Below are 16,539 nucleotides of genomic sequence, written 5' to 3' on the forward strand. Positions count from 1 at the left end.
ATGAATCCAAGCAAAATCATTATCACGATCATTCTATCGACAGGCATTTTTGGTTTCAATTACGTTGCCGCGAAAATTAGTGCCATCAAAATAGACCCAGTTGAAATAGCCATGTTGCGAGTAACCTTTGCCGCGCTCCCCGCCTGTTTACTTTTAAAGATAAACAGGAAAGATTGGAAATACGTACTGCTCTACGGCATTGCATTTTCTTTTGGACTATTTCTATTTTTCAAGGGATTAAAAACAGGCATTGACGCCGGCATTTCATCGGTCATTATGCAAGCCGGGGCTCTTTTTACTGCAGTGGGTGGCATTCTGATTTTGAAAGAGAAATGGAATAAATTCAATATACTGGGTTGTTGCATTGCGATGGCGGGCATTTACGCTATTTCGAAAATACGAGATGGCGGGATCAATACCGCAGGTATCGCCTTTGTGCTGGGATCGGCTTTCAGTTGGACATTCGCAAACCTGTCGGTACGCATCTCAAAAACCGACCGCCCATTGGCTTTTGTCGCCTGGGGCAGCCTGGCCTCGGCCCTGCTGCTCTTCGCAATCAACTTGGCCAGCGGAAAACCGCTGCTGGCCACGCTGGTGCAGATCGATCGCCAGGCCTGGCTTGCCATCGCCTTCCAAGGCTATATCACAACGCTGGTTGGCTACGGTCTTTGGACCCAATTATTAAGTCAAAATCAACTGACATTAAGTGCACCCAGCTACTTGTTAGTCCCCGCCTTTGCCTTGCTATTTTCACATATTGTACTAGGTGAGGAAGTCACCACGCAGAAAGTATTATTTTCATGCATTGTCGTGCTGGGAGTGGTCATCAATGCTAGCGCACAAAATTTAGGGCAATGGCGTAGCGAAAGAAAAAAAGCGGCGATGATAGCATAGAATTTTTTTAGAGATAAGGTCGTTTTCCCCTCTGCTCAAAAATCGGAGGGGAAGCCAAAATAGCCATACTGAGCTTTAATCGACTGGAGTTCGAGCATGGCCTACCCTGACTTACAATTATTGCAAAATAATAGAAGTGAATTTTGTAGAATTGTATCCAACCACATTCAGTATCAGCTCCCCCAAAGCGAATGGGAGCGGCTATTGGCACTAGCACAAAGCGCCCCACCCTACTCGCCTGAGCTTAGCTTCACGGCATTTGACGCCATCGAGGCCCGAGTTCACCACCTAACCTTCATCGAGCAAATTTCGCCGTTGGAAATGCAATCAGTGCCTGAGTACTCCCAACGATTGCAAACCATCGGACTACTCGATGGGCAGCCCGTCTGCTATTACAGGGGAAGTGGCATTTATCAGTGGAGCATCGCGCCCGATGCCGACTCGCTCTGCTTCTGGCTGACTCATCCGGCCTACCCCCCTGACTGGCCTGCGGATGATTCCGAACGAGCGTATAGCAAGGCCTCTTATGGCCGATGTTTATTCAAGCCCTCTGATTTTATATAAACATATTTACAATATGGCAATTTTAATAAAAAAATGATTGGCGACACAGCATGATCGCCAATCATTCTTTTTCTCGGGTCAAATAACAGTAACAAAGAACAACGACAGCAACCACACCAAAGATGCCAAGCGATGAGAGTCCCATCAGTTACTCCTTAAGCCTCTTGTCTCGGAAGTTGCATCATGAATCCAGCACACTGGACTGGAACGCCGGCCGTCATCGATCTACAAGCTGGCTGCTTCCCGCCTCGATGAAAACGCTAAACCTCTTCGCAGCACGCTTGAGTGTCAGATACGATCTTCAATCGTGACGAATCCATAATACACCCGTGGTATACAGCATTATGGAATATTTCAATACGCCATCTGGATAACAAATCGCAACGGAAGAAGGCTTGGCGCGCCGCAATGGCACGTCGCGACAGCGTTTCCGGAATTGTCGCAGCGGTGGATAGCTTTGAACCGAAAATCGTTCGATACAGAGGTGGGGACAACAGCTCGGGGCGAGTCGCGCGTTTGGCAGCGGTTAGCTGGCCAGAAATGAAAAAAGGGTTACAGGAACATCCCCTGTAACCCTTCGTTCTGATGGTGCCGGTAAGAGGCCACGAACACAGATTGTGCATATTGGTACAACACTTCGGAAAGTGCTGCTAAGCCTGCATTTTAGTCCATTTCAAGAGCCGCCACCCCGATCTCTTTGTGGCGTAGTGGTGCATAATGGCGTAAATTCCTGCCATCGATTACGCCAAGAATTACGCCAAGATGGCAACCTACAGAAAACGCGGGGACAGCTGGCGCGCCGAAGTGGCAAAGAACGGCGTCCGCCGGTCCGCGACGTTCGACACAAAAGCCGAAGCCGTCACTTGGGCAACAAAGACCGAAGCGGAGATATTCGACGGGAAGCTGCGAGCAGTCAAGTCCATCAAGACAATGGCGCAAGCGCTGGAAAAATACCGCGACGAGGTTTCGCCCCATAAGGGCGGCCACAAGTGGGAAAGAGTCCGGCTGAATAAATTCATCGATGAGCTAGATTTCATTGCCACGCCCGTCGACAAAATCACCAACGACAAGATTTCGGCTTGGCGTGATAAACGCGCCAAAGAGGTATCGCCCGGTACGGTCAACCGCGAAATGAACCTGCTATCCGCCGTGTTCGAGGAATGCAGAACGGAATGGAAGTGCTGTTCTATCAATCCAGTGCGAGGTGTGAGGCGTCCAAACGAGCCGCCGCCTCGCGAGCAACGTATTACGGACAAGATGGTCGATGCGTTGATCGCCGAAATGGGTTATGAGCGCTGGACCACGCCAGAGAACAAGATCCAGCGTGTCGCGCTAGCGGTGCTGTTTGCGATCGAGACAGGCATGCGGGCGGGCGAGATAATCGGGCTGGCGCCTGAGCGCGTGTTTCTGAGCAAGCGGTATGCTCGTCTGCTTGAGACCAAAAACGGCGACGCGCGCAATGTGCCGCTTTCATCGACAGCCACGACAATTCTAAACTTGCTGATCACTGGAGATATGCAAAAGGGGGAACCGGTATTCGGCTTGACGAGCGCAACACTGGATGCGCTATTTAGAAAGTACCGCGACAAGGCCTTGCCGGCCTGCCCGGAACTGGAGAGTGTACGTTTTCACGATACCCGACATGAAGCGGTGTCGCGCCTGGCCAGGAAGCTAGACGTGCTCGATCTCGCCCGCATGATCGGGCACCGTGATATTCGCAGTTTGATGATTTACTACAATGAGCACGCGGCAGACATTGCCACGCGCCTTGATTAAGCAGCTTTCCGCCGCCTGCCATTCTGTCGCCCCACCGGAAGTGCTCCGCGATATTTACGAGCCCACTCGATCACCTCGTCGGCAAACCAGCGCTTCTGGCACTCTTTCGTGCCGGTGGCGCGGATGGCGGCCGGAAAGCCCGGCTGCGTCACAACATGATGGCTTACCGTGTATTCCGATAGGTCAAGCCATTCACCGATATTTTCAGCCTTCCACAGCGCCGGCGCATTCCTCACCGACATCGTTGTGACCAGCTTATCGATGCTGGCCACCAGTGCCGCCACGTCGACCGGTCGTTCCGGCTGATCCTGAATTTCTTCACGTTCTTCGATAGACATTCCCGCCCCCCTAAAAATACTGAGGGCCGCTCAGGCGGCCCATGCGAATACCGAATCAGTTGCGTACTGCGCCCATCGTCGCCTTGCGTTGTCGACGAAAGCACGCCAGGCCGCCACTTCCATCCCGGGCAACAGGTCGTTGAGCGCCCGCACCAGCAACCGCGCCGCCCTCAATTCGTCGCCGGTCAGCACCACCCGGTCGGCAATGCCGTGATCCGCACAGCGCTGTGCGCCGGCGATCCACATATCGCCGGCCTTGTCGGCTATCTGCTTAAGCGCGTCGTGCTTGTAGTAGAGCGCGGCATCGTATGCCGCCGCGGCGAATAGAGTGACCACGCGAATACTGATCGCGTAGCCCTGCCCGGCGGCTACTTCATATAGATGCGCCGCGAGCGGGAACAACAGTCGATCGGCGTCGTCTCGGCCGATCCGTTGCTTACCGGCGATCATCAACAGAGGGTTGCGCGCCGGCCGCGCCGTGCGCTTGGGTTTTGTGCTCATGCTCGGTTCCATGAAAAAAGCCGCCTGGCTGGCGGCTTGCTTAGTGTTGAGTGTGGTCAAAATGGGATTTTGATTTTTGCCCCAAAAATTGAAGCAACATAAAGACGCTCGAGCGCCTGCAGAAGATGCTTATCTCGCTGGCAGACCTCCGGGGCTTCTGAATTGTGAGGTGGAAGCGTCGCCTTCCATGTGCCATTAGGATCTTGTCTGATCCAGACCCCGGCCTCTTCAATATCGAAGGGCAGATTCTCCCAAAACTCATTTCGAGTTTGCCAGAACTGGCTATCAAGGTCTTTTCGGGTAAATTTATGCTCTCGCTCGCGATCTTCGTCCGTGGTTTCATGTTCCGTCTCGAACCGAAGTGCAAGAGTAACGGCGATATTCAAGCGCGTGTAATCCAGTCGTGCAACCGTGCGAATTGGCATAGCCAGGCCCATCGTCAGTTAAGCAATTGTTGGATTATAGCGCCTAGCTAGTTGCTATCCCCTCCGCTTTGGCGATGGCTGCGCGGGCTGTCTCATGCGCCTTGATGTTTTCGCCTGCGTCATACAGGCCGAAATGGCCATCGCTGGCGAGAATTCGTTTCAGCGCCGCCAGCAGCTCGGCGCTCTTTTCGCGCTCGCGGTCGAGCTGTTCCAGAAGCGGCGAAGCACTCGGCCCGACCGGCGGCCTCCACTCTGCCGCGCCTTCGAGATACGTCCAGCCCGTCCGGATTAGGGCGCGTTCAGCGCGATCAGCACGCTCGGCCAGGCGGTCGCGGTCGGACTCGGCTCGGCGCAGCTCCAGGCTAGATGGCCGCAAGAGTCCGTCACAGCCAGGGGTCTTGCAGCACAGGTCGAAGCCTTTGGGCGGCAGATGGATCGTGCGGCACTTATCGCAGAGCCATTCAGTCACATGGCCGGAGAGTAGCTCTGCCCGCTCGATCAGCTTCTGCACGGCGGCGGGGTTCGCAGCGGCGTAGAAAGCGGCCAGCGTCAGCACCTCTTCCGGCGCCACATATTGCCCAGCATCAATTTTTGCAACGGGGAACAAATACCCATCATCATCAGCGCCAACAAAGAAGACGCCATCCTTTTCGCCATGCGGCCAACACTCGGTGACATTTCGCCAGCTATTTGCCGCCAGCGCCCGCCGCTTCAGTTCGTCAAGGTTGGTCACGCTGTCTTCCTCCATGCGAACGACACCGGGCCAGGCATGACCCACAGGTGCCGCATGTTTGCTACGTTCACGACATCGCTTGCGCGCGGGAAAATCTCAACCGCGTCGAAATCCGCATAACCGACCTCGGCCTTGATCTCTTGCAGCTCGTCCCATGTGATGCCGTCCTCCCACCGCGAGCCGTCCAGCTTGGTGCGGCAGATGGAAAGGCGGACAACCGCCTCTGCCTCCATGAATGCCTGCACCAAGAACTTGCGACTTCGCCAGACCTTGAAAGGCGGCCTCACGGCGCGGGCCTTGGGCCACTGCCCGGCCGGTACCGCTTCCAGCCGTTCGGGAAACTTGGCGACATGCGCGTGCTGCGCCTTCTGCGCCATCCGGCGCTGTTCTCGGTTCATGCCGCACCATCCTTCACATGCTCGATGGCCTTGTTCGGATCGGCGGTGCGCCAGTCCGGCCAGGTGCGCGCCTCGTTCTTGGTCTGCTTGGCGCCCAGCGCCGCGGCGATCTCCTCCGGCGTGAAGCCAGCGCGCCAAGCGCCGTCAAAAGCCAGCAGGATGACGTCTGCCCATTCGGTGACGTCGTTCGGGCTCGCCTCGACTTCGATCAGTTCCTTGCGGATGTGGTCGCAGACGCCGGCCGTGCGTGCGCCGGGGCCGAAGGTCTTTTCCGAGAAAGCGCGCTGGCGGTGCAAGTGGGCGATGAGGTCGAAATGCGTGCGGTTCGGCCCAATGACAAAATCACACCCCTGGCGTTCCGCCTCTTCATCCGGCTGTAGGTATCCCGGCTGACAATCAGTCACGCCGGGGTTGTCACATGGCATTAGGTCGTCGCACTTGCAAGCGCAGATGTCAGTGTTGTACAGGCCGTCGAAGCCGTTGGCGTGTAGAAATTTGAGCGTAATTGCTTGAACGTCCATGCTGTCACCTCAAAAAGAAAGCCGCTCGGGGCGGCTGTTGCTTTGTTGCGATATTGAAAGTAACTATATGATTTTGTTGCTTAAATGCCGCAGTTGCGATGCTGCATCTTTCTGTGAGTTTGTCGTTGATATACAATCTCTTCGTCATAACAGCCGAAGGAAAAATGATGTGTGAATGTGCTAATTGGTATAACTTCAAAAGTTTCCGTGAGCCTCACGCCTTGCTTACACGAGTCCCAAAACATCCTGGACAAGATGGTTTCACTAGCGTTGCTGAACTAGCAAAGCGCCCTGTCTCCGACGTTCATGTAGCCTATTTATTTCGTTGTTCTGAGTGTTTTGGCCACTATTTGGTTGGTCAAAACTTCGGCTGGTTAAGCTGTAGGTAATGCCTTGGCTTCAGGCGGCATCGTCCTGGCCAAATAACCCGGCGGCGTGCGCCGCATCGAGCGCAGCTTTGCCACTCGCCTGACAGTACAGAAACAGGTACAGCTCAGTTGCGTATCCCATCACTTTCTCCTGTGAATTTGGGTGATGCCCAGGTTGATCGACTGCCCGCGCCGGCGCAGCGCATTGGCGAGCCGGCAGCGGTCGCGATGGCTTGCTGATGCTTGGCGAAGCAGGCCGAAATAGCTGTTGGCGGTCTCGAAAAGATTCTCGGCCGGCACGCCGACTGTTCGCCGAATTGCTTGGCGGTACGTTCGCCGCCGGGTCTCTCTCCGCCATGGCTTTATGACCTGGCCGACCATATCGACGCCGCGGTAAATCGGCTGGATGAATGTCTTGCGCGGGTTGAGCTGCAAGCCCAGCGCGGCCAGCTTCTCCTCGATCTGTAATCTGGCTTTGTGCAGCCACTGCGGTGACTCATGCAGCAGCACGAAATCATCCACATAGCGCACGTAGCGGCACTTGAGCCTGTGTTTGACGAACTGGTCGAGGCCGTCGAGCAACACATTGGCAAAGAACTGGCTCGACAGATTGCCGATCGGCAGGCCATGGTCGGCGTCGGCGTTAGTAAGCCGCTTATGTGGCGGCACCAGATCGAACAGCGCCGGATCCCCGCGAACCTCTACACCTTTGCGCGGATCGTGCATCAAGGTTTGCTCGGCCAGCGCCATCCACCAAGGCTCGTGGATCTTGCGGGCCAGCCGGTCTAGTACGACACGCTTGTCGATACTGACGAAGAAATTGGCCAGATCGCCCTTGAGATAGTACGCCGGCTGACTCCAGTTGCTTGTTATCGACCGGATGTGACCCTCAAGCCTTTCGGCGCAATAGCTTGTCCCGCGGCCGGGGATGCATGCGCACGAATCGGCGATGAAAGATCGGTGAAATCTTTCGCTGACGTGGTTGTACAGCAGATGGTGAATGATGCGGTCGCGGAACTGCGCCGCCCACACCTCGCGCGGCTTGGGCCGCGTAATAACGAAGCAAATGGAGTTCCCTGGCTGATACCGCCCCTCCATCAGTTCGTCGTATAACTCGATCAGATTTCGTTCGAGTTCTATCTCGAATGCTAGCGCCGAACGGCTGTTGCGCTTTGACTTCCTGCAATCGAAATAGGCTTGCACCATGGCGCCGAAAGTCGGCTGGGTTGAGTCTGCGGACTGCGACGGCGAACCCCTCGTAATCCTTGCCGGTGTCGTCCTGGTTGCCATTGTTGAAGTTCTGTTCGTACGCATTGTTCTCGGAGTACTCCGTCTTTTCGTGCTTTACAGGTCGCCACGCCGAAGGCGTTGCCGATCAGCGTAACGACTGCGCCAGACCTGCCGGCCTAGGCCGGTGGTTTCCCCATTGCGCATGGCGGTTCCCTTGTGAGGAAGCGGCACGACCAGATTCAAATCGCGCAGGCATAGCCGCCGTGACGGCTATGCAGCAGGCGATGCGTTGCGCCAGCCTGTGGCTTGCTTGCCTATCTCCCCGGTCAGCTTGATGGCCTGTGCGTACTGCGCCCGACTGATGAGCTGCAAATCGTGACTTTGTCTGAGCAAAATATTCACGACTTGCAGCCGCTCAAGAAGTTGGTTGAGGTGTGGGCGCTTGTCGTGCGCCACGTTGGCCCGATAGATCAACAGCGCCAGCTCAAGGCACTCTTCGTCCAACTTCACGCCGTGGCTTCGGAAGCTGCGCCGGAAGTTGGAAACGAGTCGCTTAACCAGTAGCGTCAGGTCGTAGGTATCTTTGTAGATGGGGAGATTGGTGCTTAGTGCCATGATGGAAGCGCGCGGCTAACGCCGCGCTTAAATGGTTAAAGGGATGAATCGGTAACGGGAATCAAGCGGACTGCGACGGCGAACCCCTCGCAACCCTTGTCGCCGTCGCTCTGGTCGCCATTGCCGAAGTACTGCTCGTCGGCATAGTCCTCGGAGCACTCCGTTTCGAGCCAGTGCCAAGCGTCCTTGAACAGACGCTTGAGATTGGCGTACAGCAGCGCGCCTTCCTGTCGGTTCGGCAGTTTGCCGCCAGCTCCAAGCGCCCATTCCTTCTGCTCCGCCCAGCCTCGCCGCGTGTCGGTCATGGCGACCAGAATCAAGTGCGCAGCCGGCTCGCCGGTTTCTTCGTTCAGTAGCAAGCCGGCGTAGGTTTCGCCTGGGTGCAGCACCAGCCCCGAGATTGCCGATGTCTTGGCCATAGGCTGAACCGGCGGCTCGAATACTGATTTCATGATGGCTTGCAGGATTGGAAGTGGTGCAGAAACACGGACTTCCTTGTGTTCAAAGGTGGCGATTTCGGACATGTCATGCTCCTGAAAAGGCAAAGCCCGGCATGCCGGGCTAAATGGGTGAATGGGTCAATGGGCGACAGCTACACTGCGGACTGCGACGGCGAACCCCTCGTAACCCTTGCCGTTGAGGCCCTGGCAGCCATTGTGGAAGGTCTGTCCGTAGGCATCGTCCTCGGAGGACTCCGTCGAAGAGACAATCCACTTCGCGGGCAAAGCCAGCTTGCCTCCCTCGCGGAACGCTTCGATGCGGGTCTGCGCCGGGAAGTCCGGCGTGTATAGCAGCTGCGGCGGCACGCTGACCGGATTGACACCATCGAGCCATCCGCAATAGTTCTTCTGCACCGTGGGTTTGAAGTTGCGGTATGCCATATCGAGGATGAAGAAGGCGGCGATACCCCAATCGTCCTTGCCGCCGATACGCAGCGCGAGCGCTTCCTGCGCCAGCTCGCTACCGGCCTCGGCCATGGCGATGGTGTTTGCCAGGCTGTCAGTGAAACTGCGTGCGCCCGGCACCGATTTGTAGTCCGGCAACCAGATGCCCTTCAGGATGCCTTCCGGCCCGGCAATGATTGATGCGCGCTCTTGGCCGTTTTCGAGGTAAAGCCCGTTGAAATATCCGCCCTCGAACGGGGTGCCGAGTTCGGAAGGAATGAGGTGTGCTGCGATTGCTTTTTGCATGGTTCAGTCCTTTGCAGGCGTAAAAAATGCCGCATCAGCGGCTATTGATTGGAGTTCCGGGGTTGGCGCGGCGCCATTCGTCTTCGTCCATCAGGCGGCCTCGCGCAGATCCTCGTAAGGCTCGATCTTCTCTCCAAGGTACACGACCCCGAGAACGGCTCGAACTGGCTTGGGCATCGGTCGGCCGGACTCGTACCGGCAACCGCCTGATTGAGTGATACCGATGCGGCCCCAAAAGTCGGTTTGGTTGAGGCCTAGTTGCTTGCGCAAAACGCGCGGGTCGAGTTTGGTCTGTTTCATGCGTTTCTCCAGGCGTAAAAAATCCGGCGCGCGGCGGGTCAGTTGTTCCGTTTGGCCGAACTACTCGGCTGGGCTACGGGCGATTGTCTGTACCGCAGTTGCGGCAGGTGCCGCCGTAGTAGTCGTCGATCTTCATCAGTCGTCCGCAACCATGGCAGCGATAGGTTTCCGGTTTCAGCCGCTGCGGTTTGTGCAGTTCGATGCCAGATCCTGCCAATGCCTTGGCACGCCTCACATGCTGCATATCGACGGCTGGGCGAGTGTGAGCGTCGATATATGCCTTCGGCCATGGGATGTCGGATTCGCGTGCATTGTGCTTTGCCTGAGCCTCGGCATGGCTATAGACCTGCGCCTTGCTGACGTCAGTCGTGTAGCCGCCATCCTTTGCCCAAAACAGCATGTCGTTGCCAACGTACGAGCGTGAGTCCTGCAGGTAGAAGCCATCCATCATAAACCGCCCTTCAACTTGGCCGCGATGGCGCGGGCGCATGCCTCCTCGGGTGTGCTGCCTTGCCCGCAGGCTAATACCACGCGATCAGGATCATCTGCGTGCGGCTTGCTGCAAATCCAAGCCATCCAATCGGTGCGGCGGGTGTACGCAAGCTCGAAATAGCAGTACGGGTTTGCATCCAAATACTCAGTGTGGATGCCAATCAGCTTGCGGATTGGGTCGCCGGCCAGCGTCTGCGCGGGTTGCGCCAGTTCTGTCACCTCATGGCACTCCGGGCAGAGGATCATGCTTGCGTCGTGCTTGGGGTGAACGGTCTCTGAAAGAGGGCCGATCCATCCGCACTCATCGCTGATGCATACGCGCCGTTCTTCTTGCGCCGTCAGCTCAACCTTCGGCGCGGCGCCGAGCATGGCTCGATATCCGTATACGGCGTTTGCCGAAATTCCACATTCAGCATATTGCGCGCCAGCTTGGCGCATTGATTCCGTTGGCTCTACGGGAACCAGCCTCCACCCATCCGGCACGCTCACCGGCTCGGGCGGGATGGCGGCGAGGATGGCGGGCAATGACAGTGGCAGTCTGTCAACGTCATCTGGATATGCAGCATCAACTGCTTTCATGACCGCCTCTGCAATCTTCAATTCACGTTCCGTGTTCATGTCCGCTCTCCCCTTGTTCCGATTCATCGGCCTGAACGCTTAGGCGCTGATCCGATGGCAATAAGTCACCCCACATTTCAATCAATATTTTCTCCGCTTCCTCTGGCGTCAACGGGTGTTGTTGCTCATCGGCCGGTGCACGCACAAGCGCCGGGATGAATTGATGCTGACATTCGCCGTCGAGGCCGCACTCGACCATGCCGGTGATGATGTACTGGCACATGCCGGTCTGCCGGCCACGCTGAAACAGGCCGTGAACATCACAATGAGGTCGGTTACTCACGATCTTCATCCTCCAAATACTCTTCCTCAGGCTCTTCGACGACCTGGTTATTGATGGCGCCGCAGGATAGGCAGAGGGTGTGCGTCAGGTTGCTCATCGGCCCTTGCCACTCAACGAGGCCACCGCAGGATGCGCAGATCATTTCCCTTGCTCCATCGGTGCGGCGCGGCCGGTCTTCCACGCCTCGCTCTCGGCCCGTAACTCGACATAGATTTCGTCGCGAGTTTTGGGTTGGCCATCGGCGTTTCGGTTGAACGGGTTCAGCGTCTGGAAGAAAGTCTTGGTTTGGCTACGGCGCTTGCCGGTCGCTGGGTCTTTCCATGTCCGCGTAGCCGTAAGCGTTACCTTCACGAAGGTCTGTCGCATCACTTCCCCTCCCTCAGTGCGGCGCGGGCTTGCCATGCGGCAAACATGCTTTCATGGAATTTTTCAAACCCGGAACCTTGAACCCACTTTTCAAACTCCGCCAGTTCCCGCACCTCGTCGTATCCCGGCAGCACGGGGGCGGCGTAGACGGCGAATGCCTCCTTGTTGTCCGGCTCGGCCACTTCCAGCCAATCGTGCCCTTCGGCATCCTGTCCGTCAGGGGATACGCGGAATGCGTGACACTCTGCCAAATGCGCCACCGGATCAACCGGCATCACCTTGGCGATGATGGCGTCGGGGGCGATAGCACGGATACGTTCTGCGTCTCTCTCCGCGATGAACTTTTCTCGCCGGTCTCCACGAACCATAGCGTGCATCTCGCAAGATGACGCCGCCTCTTCCAACGCCGCCCGCACCAGGGCTTCGGCGCCATACACGGGCGTGTTCATCGCTCATCGTCCTTATGATCTAACCAGCGTTTCCAGGCCATCAGGCAGAAGAACCCCAAGAGAATTAGTGCGTCCCAGCCGTTCATAGCTCGTCCTCAATCAGTTTCCGGCCGGCGCCGTGGAGTTCGTCCAGAGTGGTGCGACCGATGGCCTGCAGGCGCAGAAAGCCGTACAGCTCAGTCAGGTAGCACATACACATCCACCTTTCCGGTACCTCGGCACACCTGACACGGCTTGTTACGCTTGCCGCCAGAGCCGAAGCATGCCGGGCAACCTTTGATTCCCTTGGCCGGCGCATACTGCGGCGACATGGCGGCTAACTCGTCCTGCAGCACCTCGGCAGCCATCACCGCACGCTTGGCGCAACTGGTCAGTTGCTCAACGCTCGGATCGGTCAACCTAGCGATCAGATCGAGGTAGTGCTCTTTGGCGACCTCTTGGGCAATCGGAAGCATTACGCCGCCCTCCTCACCAAGTTGATGACGTTGTCGCGGCTCTCGGCCGGTAGCTGAGCGATCGCCAGCGCAGCCTCCAACTCGTCGATACGCCGGTCTGCTGCCTCGAGCTGAGCCTCCAACTGATCCGCCTGCTCTGCGCGTGCGGCCAGATCGGTATTGCGCCGGCCGAGTTCGTCGACCTGATCCTGAAAACGTAGCAATTCCGCCTGCATTTCGTTGCCGTCGCGCAAGATGGTCACCTGGTGCTTGAGCTGAACAATTTCCTTGTCCATGCCCTGAATGCGCTGCCAGTATTCACGCAAGACGTCGCCACGACCGTCATAGGCCGCGCGCATCGCGGCGTGCATGCCCTTCTCGCGCACAAGCGCAGCGCGCAAGCGCTCGATGAAGCTGGCGTCGTTACTGGCTTCGACTTCGGTTTCAATCACGATGATGGGGATCATGGAACTTCCCTCAGAAATGGACAGCCCCGCACTTGGCGGGGCCGTTGTTGGTCAGGCGGCGAGCTGGCCGCCGGTAGAGTCGTCGAACAGTGCGGGCTGGTCGGGCTCGCCGTCTAGGGCGTCGCCAACTTTCAGGAAGTCGGAGCCATCCTCGATCACGATCATGACCGTGCGCTCCGCGTAGTTCGCCAGCTCGTGCGCTTCGTCGCAGTTGACCATGGTCAGTTGGGCTTTGACGCCGTCGGGCTTGAATTGCACCGTCTCGACCGCGGCGCGGAAATTCACGCGGTTTCCGGCAGCGATGCAGACGACCGCTTTGCGGACTGCCGATTCGCAGGACAGGTGCACCTGGCGTAGAACGTTCTCTTGCTCGCGCTCGGACAAGCCAGCCCAGGTGACTGCCATTTCCCTCATGGGCTTGGTCGCGGCCTTGATCAGTTCGCCCAGCAAGAATTCCTGAGCGACTTCGTTTTCTTCAACGGTGCGGTCATGCAGCTGGTCGATGATGGCGTTTTCGGACATGTGTGCTCTCCAAATTGTTGGCAATGCGTTCAAGGTGATGGCGCTGCAATGCACTCAGGTGCATGTTGTCGCCGTAGGATTTGTGGCGATCGATCATGTCGCCGATGAAAGTCCGATCCCAGTCGCTGGAGGCGTTGTTGAAGGCGTCAGCCAGAAGGGACCGGAATTTCTGCGGCTCGTAGCAGAGGCTGACCGGCTTGCTGAGCGTGATGGCCATTACATCGTCTCGCGCCGGTCATTGACTGCGTCGTAAACCTCTTGCGCCAGTGCGTCCGGCAGTTCACGGGCCTCATCAGCGATCAGATTCAAGGTGTCATCATCGTTCGCCGACTGCGCGCGGCCGATCAGTTCCTCTTTCTTCTGCGCCAAGCCCTTGAGGTATGCCGTGCGCGCTGAGTACGCCTGCAGCGCTTCGGCGGCGTCCTGCCCGTGCGTCAGATCCTTGATCTTCTCTTTGGCGGCATGCAGATCAGCGCCGCCGGCAGCCTTGGCGATCATGCCGACCACCTCGGCCAGAAGCCCTGGATTGCGCGGATCGGCCGCCGGCGAAACATCGACGGGCGGCTGCTCGGCGCGCGTACCAATCTTCGACTTGAGCGTCGCGGTACGTGATGCGCGAGACGGTGCGGCCTGCTCTTGGTATTCACCCGCCGGCGTGATGTCGTGTTCTCGTTCTGTTTCAGTCAACTCGTCTGGCGTGTAGACGCCCAGCAGCACGTCTGGGCAGTGCAGGCGCGCCCAGCGCTTTGCCGCAAGATATGCGAGTTGCTGCTTGGGATCCTGCCCCCACAATGGCGAGTTCCGGACGCCTGCTTGGCTAAGAAGGAGATCCAGCACGCGCGGCTCACTCTCGCCACGGATCGTCGCCCAGACTTTGACGCCCAACCCCTTTTCATCGGCCAGCGACCAGTCTTTGACGATGCGCTTTTCATCTGGATTGTTCTTGGCCGGCACCTCTTTGAAACGGCCGATCACCCTGGCCCACTCGCCGTACCACTCATAGTTGAGACGGCCGACAATGGGCGCGCGCGTGTTCAGCACGGCCGTGACAAGCTGAGCCTCATACCCCAAGACGCCGTTGACGAGGTGCGTTTTCTGCGCGACGGCAAAGGGGTTCATCTGCCATTGCATGGACTGCATGATCACCGCCATGCAATCACCGGCATTGCCTCGAAGGTGCGCGGGGATAGTCGACTTTCCGGTCGCCATTACGGAAGCTACGCGCATCATGCTGTCGAAACTATTGGTGTCCAGTACCAGGGCGGCGGTACTTGTCGCCGGACCGTCGTAGCGCGGCGCCAGGCCGGCGCTATCGCCAACCTCGGCCAGTTGAGTATTTTGATTCACGCTGCTTTCTCCTTGGATTTCTTGAACCGGAAGTCGATGTAGGTGACGGCGTCGACGGCATAGGCGCCGCGCTGTACCGCCTTGCGGGTAAACTGCGCACCGTCCGGCAGGTGGCCGACGGCGGCCTCGCCCATCAGATGCAGAAGGTGATTCTTCGCGCCGTCGGCGACGCCTTCATAGAACTTGACCTGCTCTTTCGCGTCCGCCATCACGCGCTGCCAGTGGAGCGCCGCATCCGGCAGCTCGATTTCCTGACCATTGGTGCCCGGGTACAGCTTTGCCAGTACGCCGGCGGTCGTTGCGTGGTCGTAGTCCGGCGCCGGCGCGTTGCCGGATGTGACACGCGCCCAGAACTCGGCCTCGCGGGCGATCATTTCCTCAATCAGCTCGTTGTCGCGCTGAATGTGGTAGATGCGGAACTCCGGCCCGGACAGCAGGACGGCCAGGTCGCATATTTCAGCGTCAGTCACGGCCAGGTAGTGCTGGCACTGCGCCAGGTAGGACATAGGCACCTCGTCGGTACCGTCCGGTCCCCACAGCTCCTTGTCGACGAACCGGCCGAGCGCGGTCTTGCACTCGAGCAGATGGTTGGTGCGGATCTGGCCCTTGAACTGCGGCCGCTTGTCGCCTTGCCAGACGAGCCGATCGAGGTTACCCAGGATGAAGCCGTGTTCCGGGTGGCGGAGCATCGTGTTGCAGCGCTCTACCTTGTTGCCGCTGCGGCGCGCGTATTCCTGGGCGACCACATCTTCGAGCAGGTTGCCGAACAGCACCGACTCTTTCTCGCTGATGTCGTCCGGCTCGATCTCGCCGCGCTTCTCCAGGTAGAGCTGGAACTCGGTCTTGTACGGGTTGACGCCCAGCACGGTACCGGCATCGGATCCGCCGATCCCGGTATTGCGCAGCGCCAGCCACTCGTCGCGGGTAATTGCGTTCATGATTTCCTCATGCAGATAGTCGGTCTTGATATTCCATGTGCTCGGCCGCGCGTTCACAGGCGTGCAGCACCTCTTGTTCTTCGCGCCAGGTGCCCATAAAGGCGATCAGCTCGTCACCACCAAGCAGATCTGTCACATCGACCGCGCTGTCGGTCAGAAACACGCTCTCGAGCACGAACGGTGTGTCGTCGCCGAACTCGCCGGCCACCACCAGTTCCCAGCCGTCGAAATTGACGCGGTAGTGGTGGGCGCTGGTCTTGCGCCGCCCCGCCACATTGAAGTCGGCGATGTTCGCCGCTTCGGACTCGACGGCGGCGACATCACCCTTGGCAAAAGCCTGAAGCAGCCGCTCGGCTGCCAGAACGATTTTCAGGTTCATGGTCAGTACCACCCGATCAGTTGCAGGCCGGCGAAGAAGGTGATCGCAACGCACATCAGTGCCATGGAAAACGCGAAGGACTTGGCCACGACGGCCAGGAAGTCGCGAAAGTCAGCGAACAAGGGGGTCATGATCAGTTGCTCCAGTGCTGGGCCAGGCCGATCGCCAGAAAAAAGCCGGCGCTCAACAGCACGCCGGCAACGGTTTGCTTCAGGATGAAGAGAAGGCGCGCTTTCATCACGCCACCTCTTTGGTGGTGGCCGGCTTTACCAACTGGATGACGCGCGGGCCGCCACGCGTGCGGATGGCCACCAGCCCGGTGGCTTGCTCGACGGCGCGCACCGCGGCGGGGCTGTGCGAGCACGCCGGGTGCAAAATCACTTTTGACATG

28 protein-coding genes and 1 pseudogene are annotated in these 16,539 nt (G+C 58.0%); 3 read left to right on the forward strand and 26 right to left on the reverse strand.

The features are described 5' to 3' along the window. The 3 genes from DFP86_RS03265 (at position 1) to DFP86_RS03275 (ending at position 3,234) form a co-directional block, all read left to right on the forward strand. A complete protein-coding gene (locus DFP86_RS03265) occupies positions 1-894 on the forward strand; it encodes a DMT family transporter (protein WP_133678574.1) in 894 nt (297 codons plus the stop codon). 96 nt (positions 895-990) lie between these two features. Beyond that, positions 991-1,458 (forward strand): hypothetical protein, encoded by a 468-nt coding sequence (locus DFP86_RS03270; RefSeq protein WP_133678575.1) that lies wholly within the window; start codon positions 991-993, stop codon positions 1,456-1,458. A 762-nt stretch (positions 1,459-2,220) separates the two neighbouring features. Then, positions 2,221-3,234 (forward strand): tyrosine-type recombinase/integrase, encoded by a 1,014-nt coding sequence (locus DFP86_RS03275; protein ID WP_133678576.1) that lies wholly within the window; start codon positions 2,221-2,223, stop codon positions 3,232-3,234. On the opposite strand, the gene DFP86_RS03280 is transcribed toward DFP86_RS03275, so the two are convergent. The 26 genes and pseudogenes from DFP86_RS03280 to DFP86_RS19215 form a co-directional block, all read right to left on the reverse strand. After that, positions 3,231-3,572, reverse strand: a complete 342-nt coding sequence (locus DFP86_RS03280; protein WP_208108201.1) for a hypothetical protein — start codon at positions 3,570-3,572, stop codon at positions 3,231-3,233. The genes DFP86_RS03275 and DFP86_RS03280 overlap by 4 nt on opposite strands. A 30-nt stretch (positions 3,573-3,602) precedes the next feature. Next, positions 3,603-4,073 (reverse strand): hypothetical protein, encoded by a 471-nt coding sequence (locus DFP86_RS03285; protein ID WP_133678577.1) that lies wholly within the window; start codon positions 4,071-4,073, stop codon positions 3,603-3,605. A 56-nt stretch (positions 4,074-4,129) separates the two neighbouring features. Further along, positions 4,130-4,459: a hypothetical protein gene (locus DFP86_RS03290; protein ID WP_133678578.1), complete on the reverse strand. Its 330-nt coding sequence runs from the start codon at positions 4,457-4,459 to the stop codon at positions 4,130-4,132. Positions 4,460-4,541: 82 nt separating this feature from the next. After that, positions 4,542-5,246 (reverse strand): hypothetical protein, encoded by a 705-nt coding sequence (locus DFP86_RS03295; protein WP_133678579.1) that lies wholly within the window; start codon positions 5,244-5,246, stop codon positions 4,542-4,544. Continuing rightward, a complete protein-coding gene (locus tag DFP86_RS03300) occupies positions 5,228-5,629 on the reverse strand; it encodes a DUF7694 domain-containing protein (RefSeq protein ID WP_133678580.1) in 402 nt (133 codons plus the stop codon). Before DFP86_RS03300 ends, DFP86_RS03295 begins: the two co-directional genes overlap by 19 nt. Next, complete coding sequence (locus tag DFP86_RS03305; RefSeq protein WP_208108202.1) at positions 5,626-6,150, reverse strand: dATP/dGTP pyrophosphohydrolase domain-containing protein; 525 nt, start codon at positions 6,148-6,150, stop codon at positions 5,626-5,628. Before DFP86_RS03305 ends, DFP86_RS03300 begins: the two co-directional genes overlap by 4 nt. Positions 6,151-6,659: 509 nt before the next feature. Next, entirely contained in the window at positions 6,660-7,808 is a 1,149-nt protein-coding gene (locus DFP86_RS03310; RefSeq protein WP_166642129.1) for an RNA-directed DNA polymerase, read from the reverse strand. A gap of 210 nt (positions 7,809-8,018) precedes the next feature. Further along, complete coding sequence (locus DFP86_RS03315) at positions 8,019-8,363, reverse strand: four helix bundle protein (protein ID WP_133678582.1); 345 nt, start codon at positions 8,361-8,363, stop codon at positions 8,019-8,021. A 35-nt stretch (positions 8,364-8,398) separates the two neighbouring features. After that, positions 8,399-8,887 (reverse strand): hypothetical protein, encoded by a 489-nt coding sequence (locus DFP86_RS03320; RefSeq protein ID WP_133678583.1) that lies wholly within the window; start codon positions 8,885-8,887, stop codon positions 8,399-8,401. Positions 8,888-8,941: 54 nt separating this feature from the next. Further along, positions 8,942-9,553: a DUF1566 domain-containing protein gene (locus tag DFP86_RS03325; RefSeq protein ID WP_133678584.1), complete on the reverse strand. Its 612-nt coding sequence runs from the start codon at positions 9,551-9,553 to the stop codon at positions 8,942-8,944. Positions 9,554-9,688: 135 nt separating this feature from the next. Further along, positions 9,689-9,853, reverse strand: a pseudogene (locus DFP86_RS03330) (helix-turn-helix domain-containing protein); the annotation flags it as partial. Positions 9,854-9,926: 73 nt separating this feature from the next. Then, entirely contained in the window at positions 9,927-10,304 is a 378-nt protein-coding gene (locus tag DFP86_RS03335; protein WP_133678725.1) for a hypothetical protein, read from the reverse strand. Beyond that, the gene (locus DFP86_RS19420) at positions 10,301-10,963 is read right to left on the reverse strand and encodes a hypothetical protein (protein WP_208108203.1); all 663 of its coding nucleotides are present in this window, start codon (positions 10,961-10,963) and stop codon (positions 10,301-10,303) included. Before DFP86_RS19420 ends, DFP86_RS03335 begins: the two co-directional genes overlap by 4 nt. After that, on the reverse strand, positions 10,947-11,255 hold the full coding sequence (locus DFP86_RS03345; protein ID WP_133678586.1) for a hypothetical protein: 309 nt from the start codon (positions 11,253-11,255) through the stop codon (positions 10,947-10,949). Before DFP86_RS03345 ends, DFP86_RS19420 begins: the two co-directional genes overlap by 17 nt. Further along, entirely contained in the window at positions 11,239-11,388 is a 150-nt protein-coding gene (locus tag DFP86_RS19210) for a hypothetical protein (protein WP_166642130.1), read from the reverse strand. The genes DFP86_RS03345 and DFP86_RS19210 overlap by 17 nt, the downstream gene beginning before the upstream one ends. Then, the gene (locus DFP86_RS03350; RefSeq protein ID WP_133678587.1) at positions 11,385-11,612 is read right to left on the reverse strand and encodes a hypothetical protein; all 228 of its coding nucleotides are present in this window, start codon (positions 11,610-11,612) and stop codon (positions 11,385-11,387) included. Before DFP86_RS03350 ends, DFP86_RS19210 begins: the two co-directional genes overlap by 4 nt. Beyond that, positions 11,612-12,061: a hypothetical protein gene (locus tag DFP86_RS03355; RefSeq protein WP_133678588.1), complete on the reverse strand. Its 450-nt coding sequence runs from the start codon at positions 12,059-12,061 to the stop codon at positions 11,612-11,614. The genes DFP86_RS03350 and DFP86_RS03355 overlap by 1 nt, the downstream gene beginning before the upstream one ends. Before the next feature lie 176 nt (positions 12,062-12,237). Further along, positions 12,238-12,516, reverse strand: coding sequence for a hypothetical protein (locus DFP86_RS03360; protein WP_133678589.1), 279 nt, complete (start codon positions 12,514-12,516; stop codon positions 12,238-12,240). Beyond that, the gene (locus tag DFP86_RS03365; RefSeq protein ID WP_133678590.1) at positions 12,516-12,962 is read right to left on the reverse strand and encodes a hypothetical protein; all 447 of its coding nucleotides are present in this window, start codon (positions 12,960-12,962) and stop codon (positions 12,516-12,518) included. The genes DFP86_RS03360 and DFP86_RS03365 overlap by 1 nt, the downstream gene beginning before the upstream one ends. A 51-nt stretch (positions 12,963-13,013) precedes the next feature. Then, positions 13,014-13,484 (reverse strand): hypothetical protein, encoded by a 471-nt coding sequence (locus tag DFP86_RS03370; RefSeq protein WP_133678591.1) that lies wholly within the window; start codon positions 13,482-13,484, stop codon positions 13,014-13,016. Next, a complete protein-coding gene (locus DFP86_RS03375) occupies positions 13,450-13,701 on the reverse strand; it encodes a hypothetical protein (protein WP_133678592.1) in 252 nt (83 codons plus the stop codon). Before DFP86_RS03375 ends, DFP86_RS03370 begins: the two co-directional genes overlap by 35 nt. Further along, positions 13,701-14,831 (reverse strand): RecT family recombinase, encoded by a 1,131-nt coding sequence (locus DFP86_RS19685; RefSeq protein WP_279526883.1) that lies wholly within the window; start codon positions 14,829-14,831, stop codon positions 13,701-13,703. Before DFP86_RS19685 ends, DFP86_RS03375 begins: the two co-directional genes overlap by 1 nt. Further along, positions 14,828-15,769, reverse strand: a complete 942-nt coding sequence (locus DFP86_RS03385) for a YqaJ viral recombinase family nuclease (RefSeq protein WP_133678593.1) — start codon at positions 15,767-15,769, stop codon at positions 14,828-14,830. Before DFP86_RS03385 ends, DFP86_RS19685 begins: the two co-directional genes overlap by 4 nt. 7 nt (positions 15,770-15,776) lie before the next feature. Continuing rightward, positions 15,777-16,148 (reverse strand): hypothetical protein, encoded by a 372-nt coding sequence (locus DFP86_RS03390; protein WP_133678594.1) that lies wholly within the window; start codon positions 16,146-16,148, stop codon positions 15,777-15,779. Positions 16,149-16,150: 2 nt separating this feature from the next. Beyond that, positions 16,151-16,279, reverse strand: a complete 129-nt coding sequence (locus DFP86_RS19690; protein WP_279526884.1) for a hypothetical protein — start codon at positions 16,277-16,279, stop codon at positions 16,151-16,153. 106 nt (positions 16,280-16,385) lie between these two features. Beyond that, a complete protein-coding gene (locus tag DFP86_RS19215) occupies positions 16,386-16,538 on the reverse strand; it encodes a hypothetical protein (RefSeq protein WP_166642131.1) in 153 nt (50 codons plus the stop codon). Position 16,539 lies beyond the last annotated feature (1 nt).

The sequence above is a fragment of the Paludibacterium purpuratum genome (genome assembly GCF_004363805.1).
In the GTDB taxonomy this organism is placed as follows: Bacteria; Pseudomonadota; Gammaproteobacteria; order Burkholderiales; family Chromobacteriaceae; genus Paludibacterium; species Paludibacterium purpuratum.

Coding starts and splice junctions, on each gene's coding strand:
- DFP86_RS03355 (WP_133678588.1), bottom strand. CDS start 12,061: ATGAACACGCCCGTGTATGGCGCCGAAGCCCTGGTGCGGGCGGCGTTG.
- DFP86_RS03310 (WP_166642129.1), bottom strand. CDS start 7,808: ATGGCAACCAGGACGACACCGGCAAGGATTACGAGGGGTTCGCCGTCG.
- DFP86_RS03350 (WP_133678587.1), bottom strand. CDS start 11,612: ATGCGACAGACCTTCGTGAAGGTAACGCTTACGGCTACGCGGACATGG.
- DFP86_RS03335 (WP_133678725.1), bottom strand. CDS start 10,304: ATGATGGATGGCTTCTACCTGCAGGACTCACGCTCGTACGTTGGCAAC.
- DFP86_RS19215 (WP_166642131.1), bottom strand. CDS start 16,538: ATGTCAAAAGTGATTTTGCACCCGGCGTGCTCGCACAGCCCCGCCGCG.
- DFP86_RS03305 (WP_208108202.1), bottom strand. CDS start 6,150: ATGGACGTTCAAGCAATTACGCTCAAATTTCTACACGCCAACGGCTTC.
- DFP86_RS03300 (WP_133678580.1), bottom strand. CDS start 5,629: ATGAACCGAGAACAGCGCCGGATGGCGCAGAAGGCGCAGCACGCGCAT.
- DFP86_RS03265 (WP_133678574.1), top strand. CDS start 1: ATGAATCCAAGCAAAATCATTATCACGATCATTCTATCGACAGGCATT.
- DFP86_RS03285 (WP_133678577.1), bottom strand. CDS start 4,073: ATGAGCACAAAACCCAAGCGCACGGCGCGGCCGGCGCGCAACCCTCTG.
- DFP86_RS03320 (WP_133678583.1), bottom strand. CDS start 8,887: ATGTCCGAAATCGCCACCTTTGAACACAAGGAAGTCCGTGTTTCTGCA.
- DFP86_RS03390 (WP_133678594.1), bottom strand. CDS start 16,148: ATGAACCTGAAAATCGTTCTGGCAGCCGAGCGGCTGCTTCAGGCTTTT.
- DFP86_RS03295 (WP_133678579.1), bottom strand. CDS start 5,246: ATGGAGGAAGACAGCGTGACCAACCTTGACGAACTGAAGCGGCGGGCG.
- DFP86_RS03365 (WP_133678590.1), bottom strand. CDS start 12,962: ATGATCCCCATCATCGTGATTGAAACCGAAGTCGAAGCCAGTAACGAC.
- DFP86_RS03315 (WP_133678582.1), bottom strand. CDS start 8,363: ATGGCACTAAGCACCAATCTCCCCATCTACAAAGATACCTACGACCTG.
- DFP86_RS03385 (WP_133678593.1), bottom strand. CDS start 15,769: ATGAACGCAATTACCCGCGACGAGTGGCTGGCGCTGCGCAATACCGGG.
- DFP86_RS03325 (WP_133678584.1), bottom strand. CDS start 9,553: ATGCAAAAAGCAATCGCAGCACACCTCATTCCTTCCGAACTCGGCACC.
- DFP86_RS03345 (WP_133678586.1), bottom strand. CDS start 11,255: ATGAAGATCGTGAGTAACCGACCTCATTGTGATGTTCACGGCCTGTTT.
- DFP86_RS19210 (WP_166642130.1), bottom strand. CDS start 11,388: ATGATCTGCGCATCCTGCGGTGGCCTCGTTGAGTGGCAAGGGCCGATG.
- DFP86_RS19420 (WP_208108203.1), bottom strand. CDS start 10,963: ATGAACACGGAACGTGAATTGAAGATTGCAGAGGCGGTCATGAAAGCA.
- DFP86_RS03375 (WP_133678592.1), bottom strand. CDS start 13,701: ATGGCCATCACGCTCAGCAAGCCGGTCAGCCTCTGCTACGAGCCGCAG.
- DFP86_RS03370 (WP_133678591.1), bottom strand. CDS start 13,484: ATGTCCGAAAACGCCATCATCGACCAGCTGCATGACCGCACCGTTGAA.
- DFP86_RS03280 (WP_208108201.1), bottom strand. CDS start 3,572: ATGTCTATCGAAGAACGTGAAGAAATTCAGGATCAGCCGGAACGACCG.
- DFP86_RS19690 (WP_279526884.1), bottom strand. CDS start 16,279: ATGACCCCCTTGTTCGCTGACTTTCGCGACTTCCTGGCCGTCGTGGCC.
- DFP86_RS03360 (WP_133678589.1), bottom strand. CDS start 12,516: ATGCTTCCGATTGCCCAAGAGGTCGCCAAAGAGCACTACCTCGATCTG.
- DFP86_RS03270 (WP_133678575.1), top strand. CDS start 991: ATGGCCTACCCTGACTTACAATTATTGCAAAATAATAGAAGTGAATTT.
- DFP86_RS03275 (WP_133678576.1), top strand. CDS start 2,221: ATGGCAACCTACAGAAAACGCGGGGACAGCTGGCGCGCCGAAGTGGCA.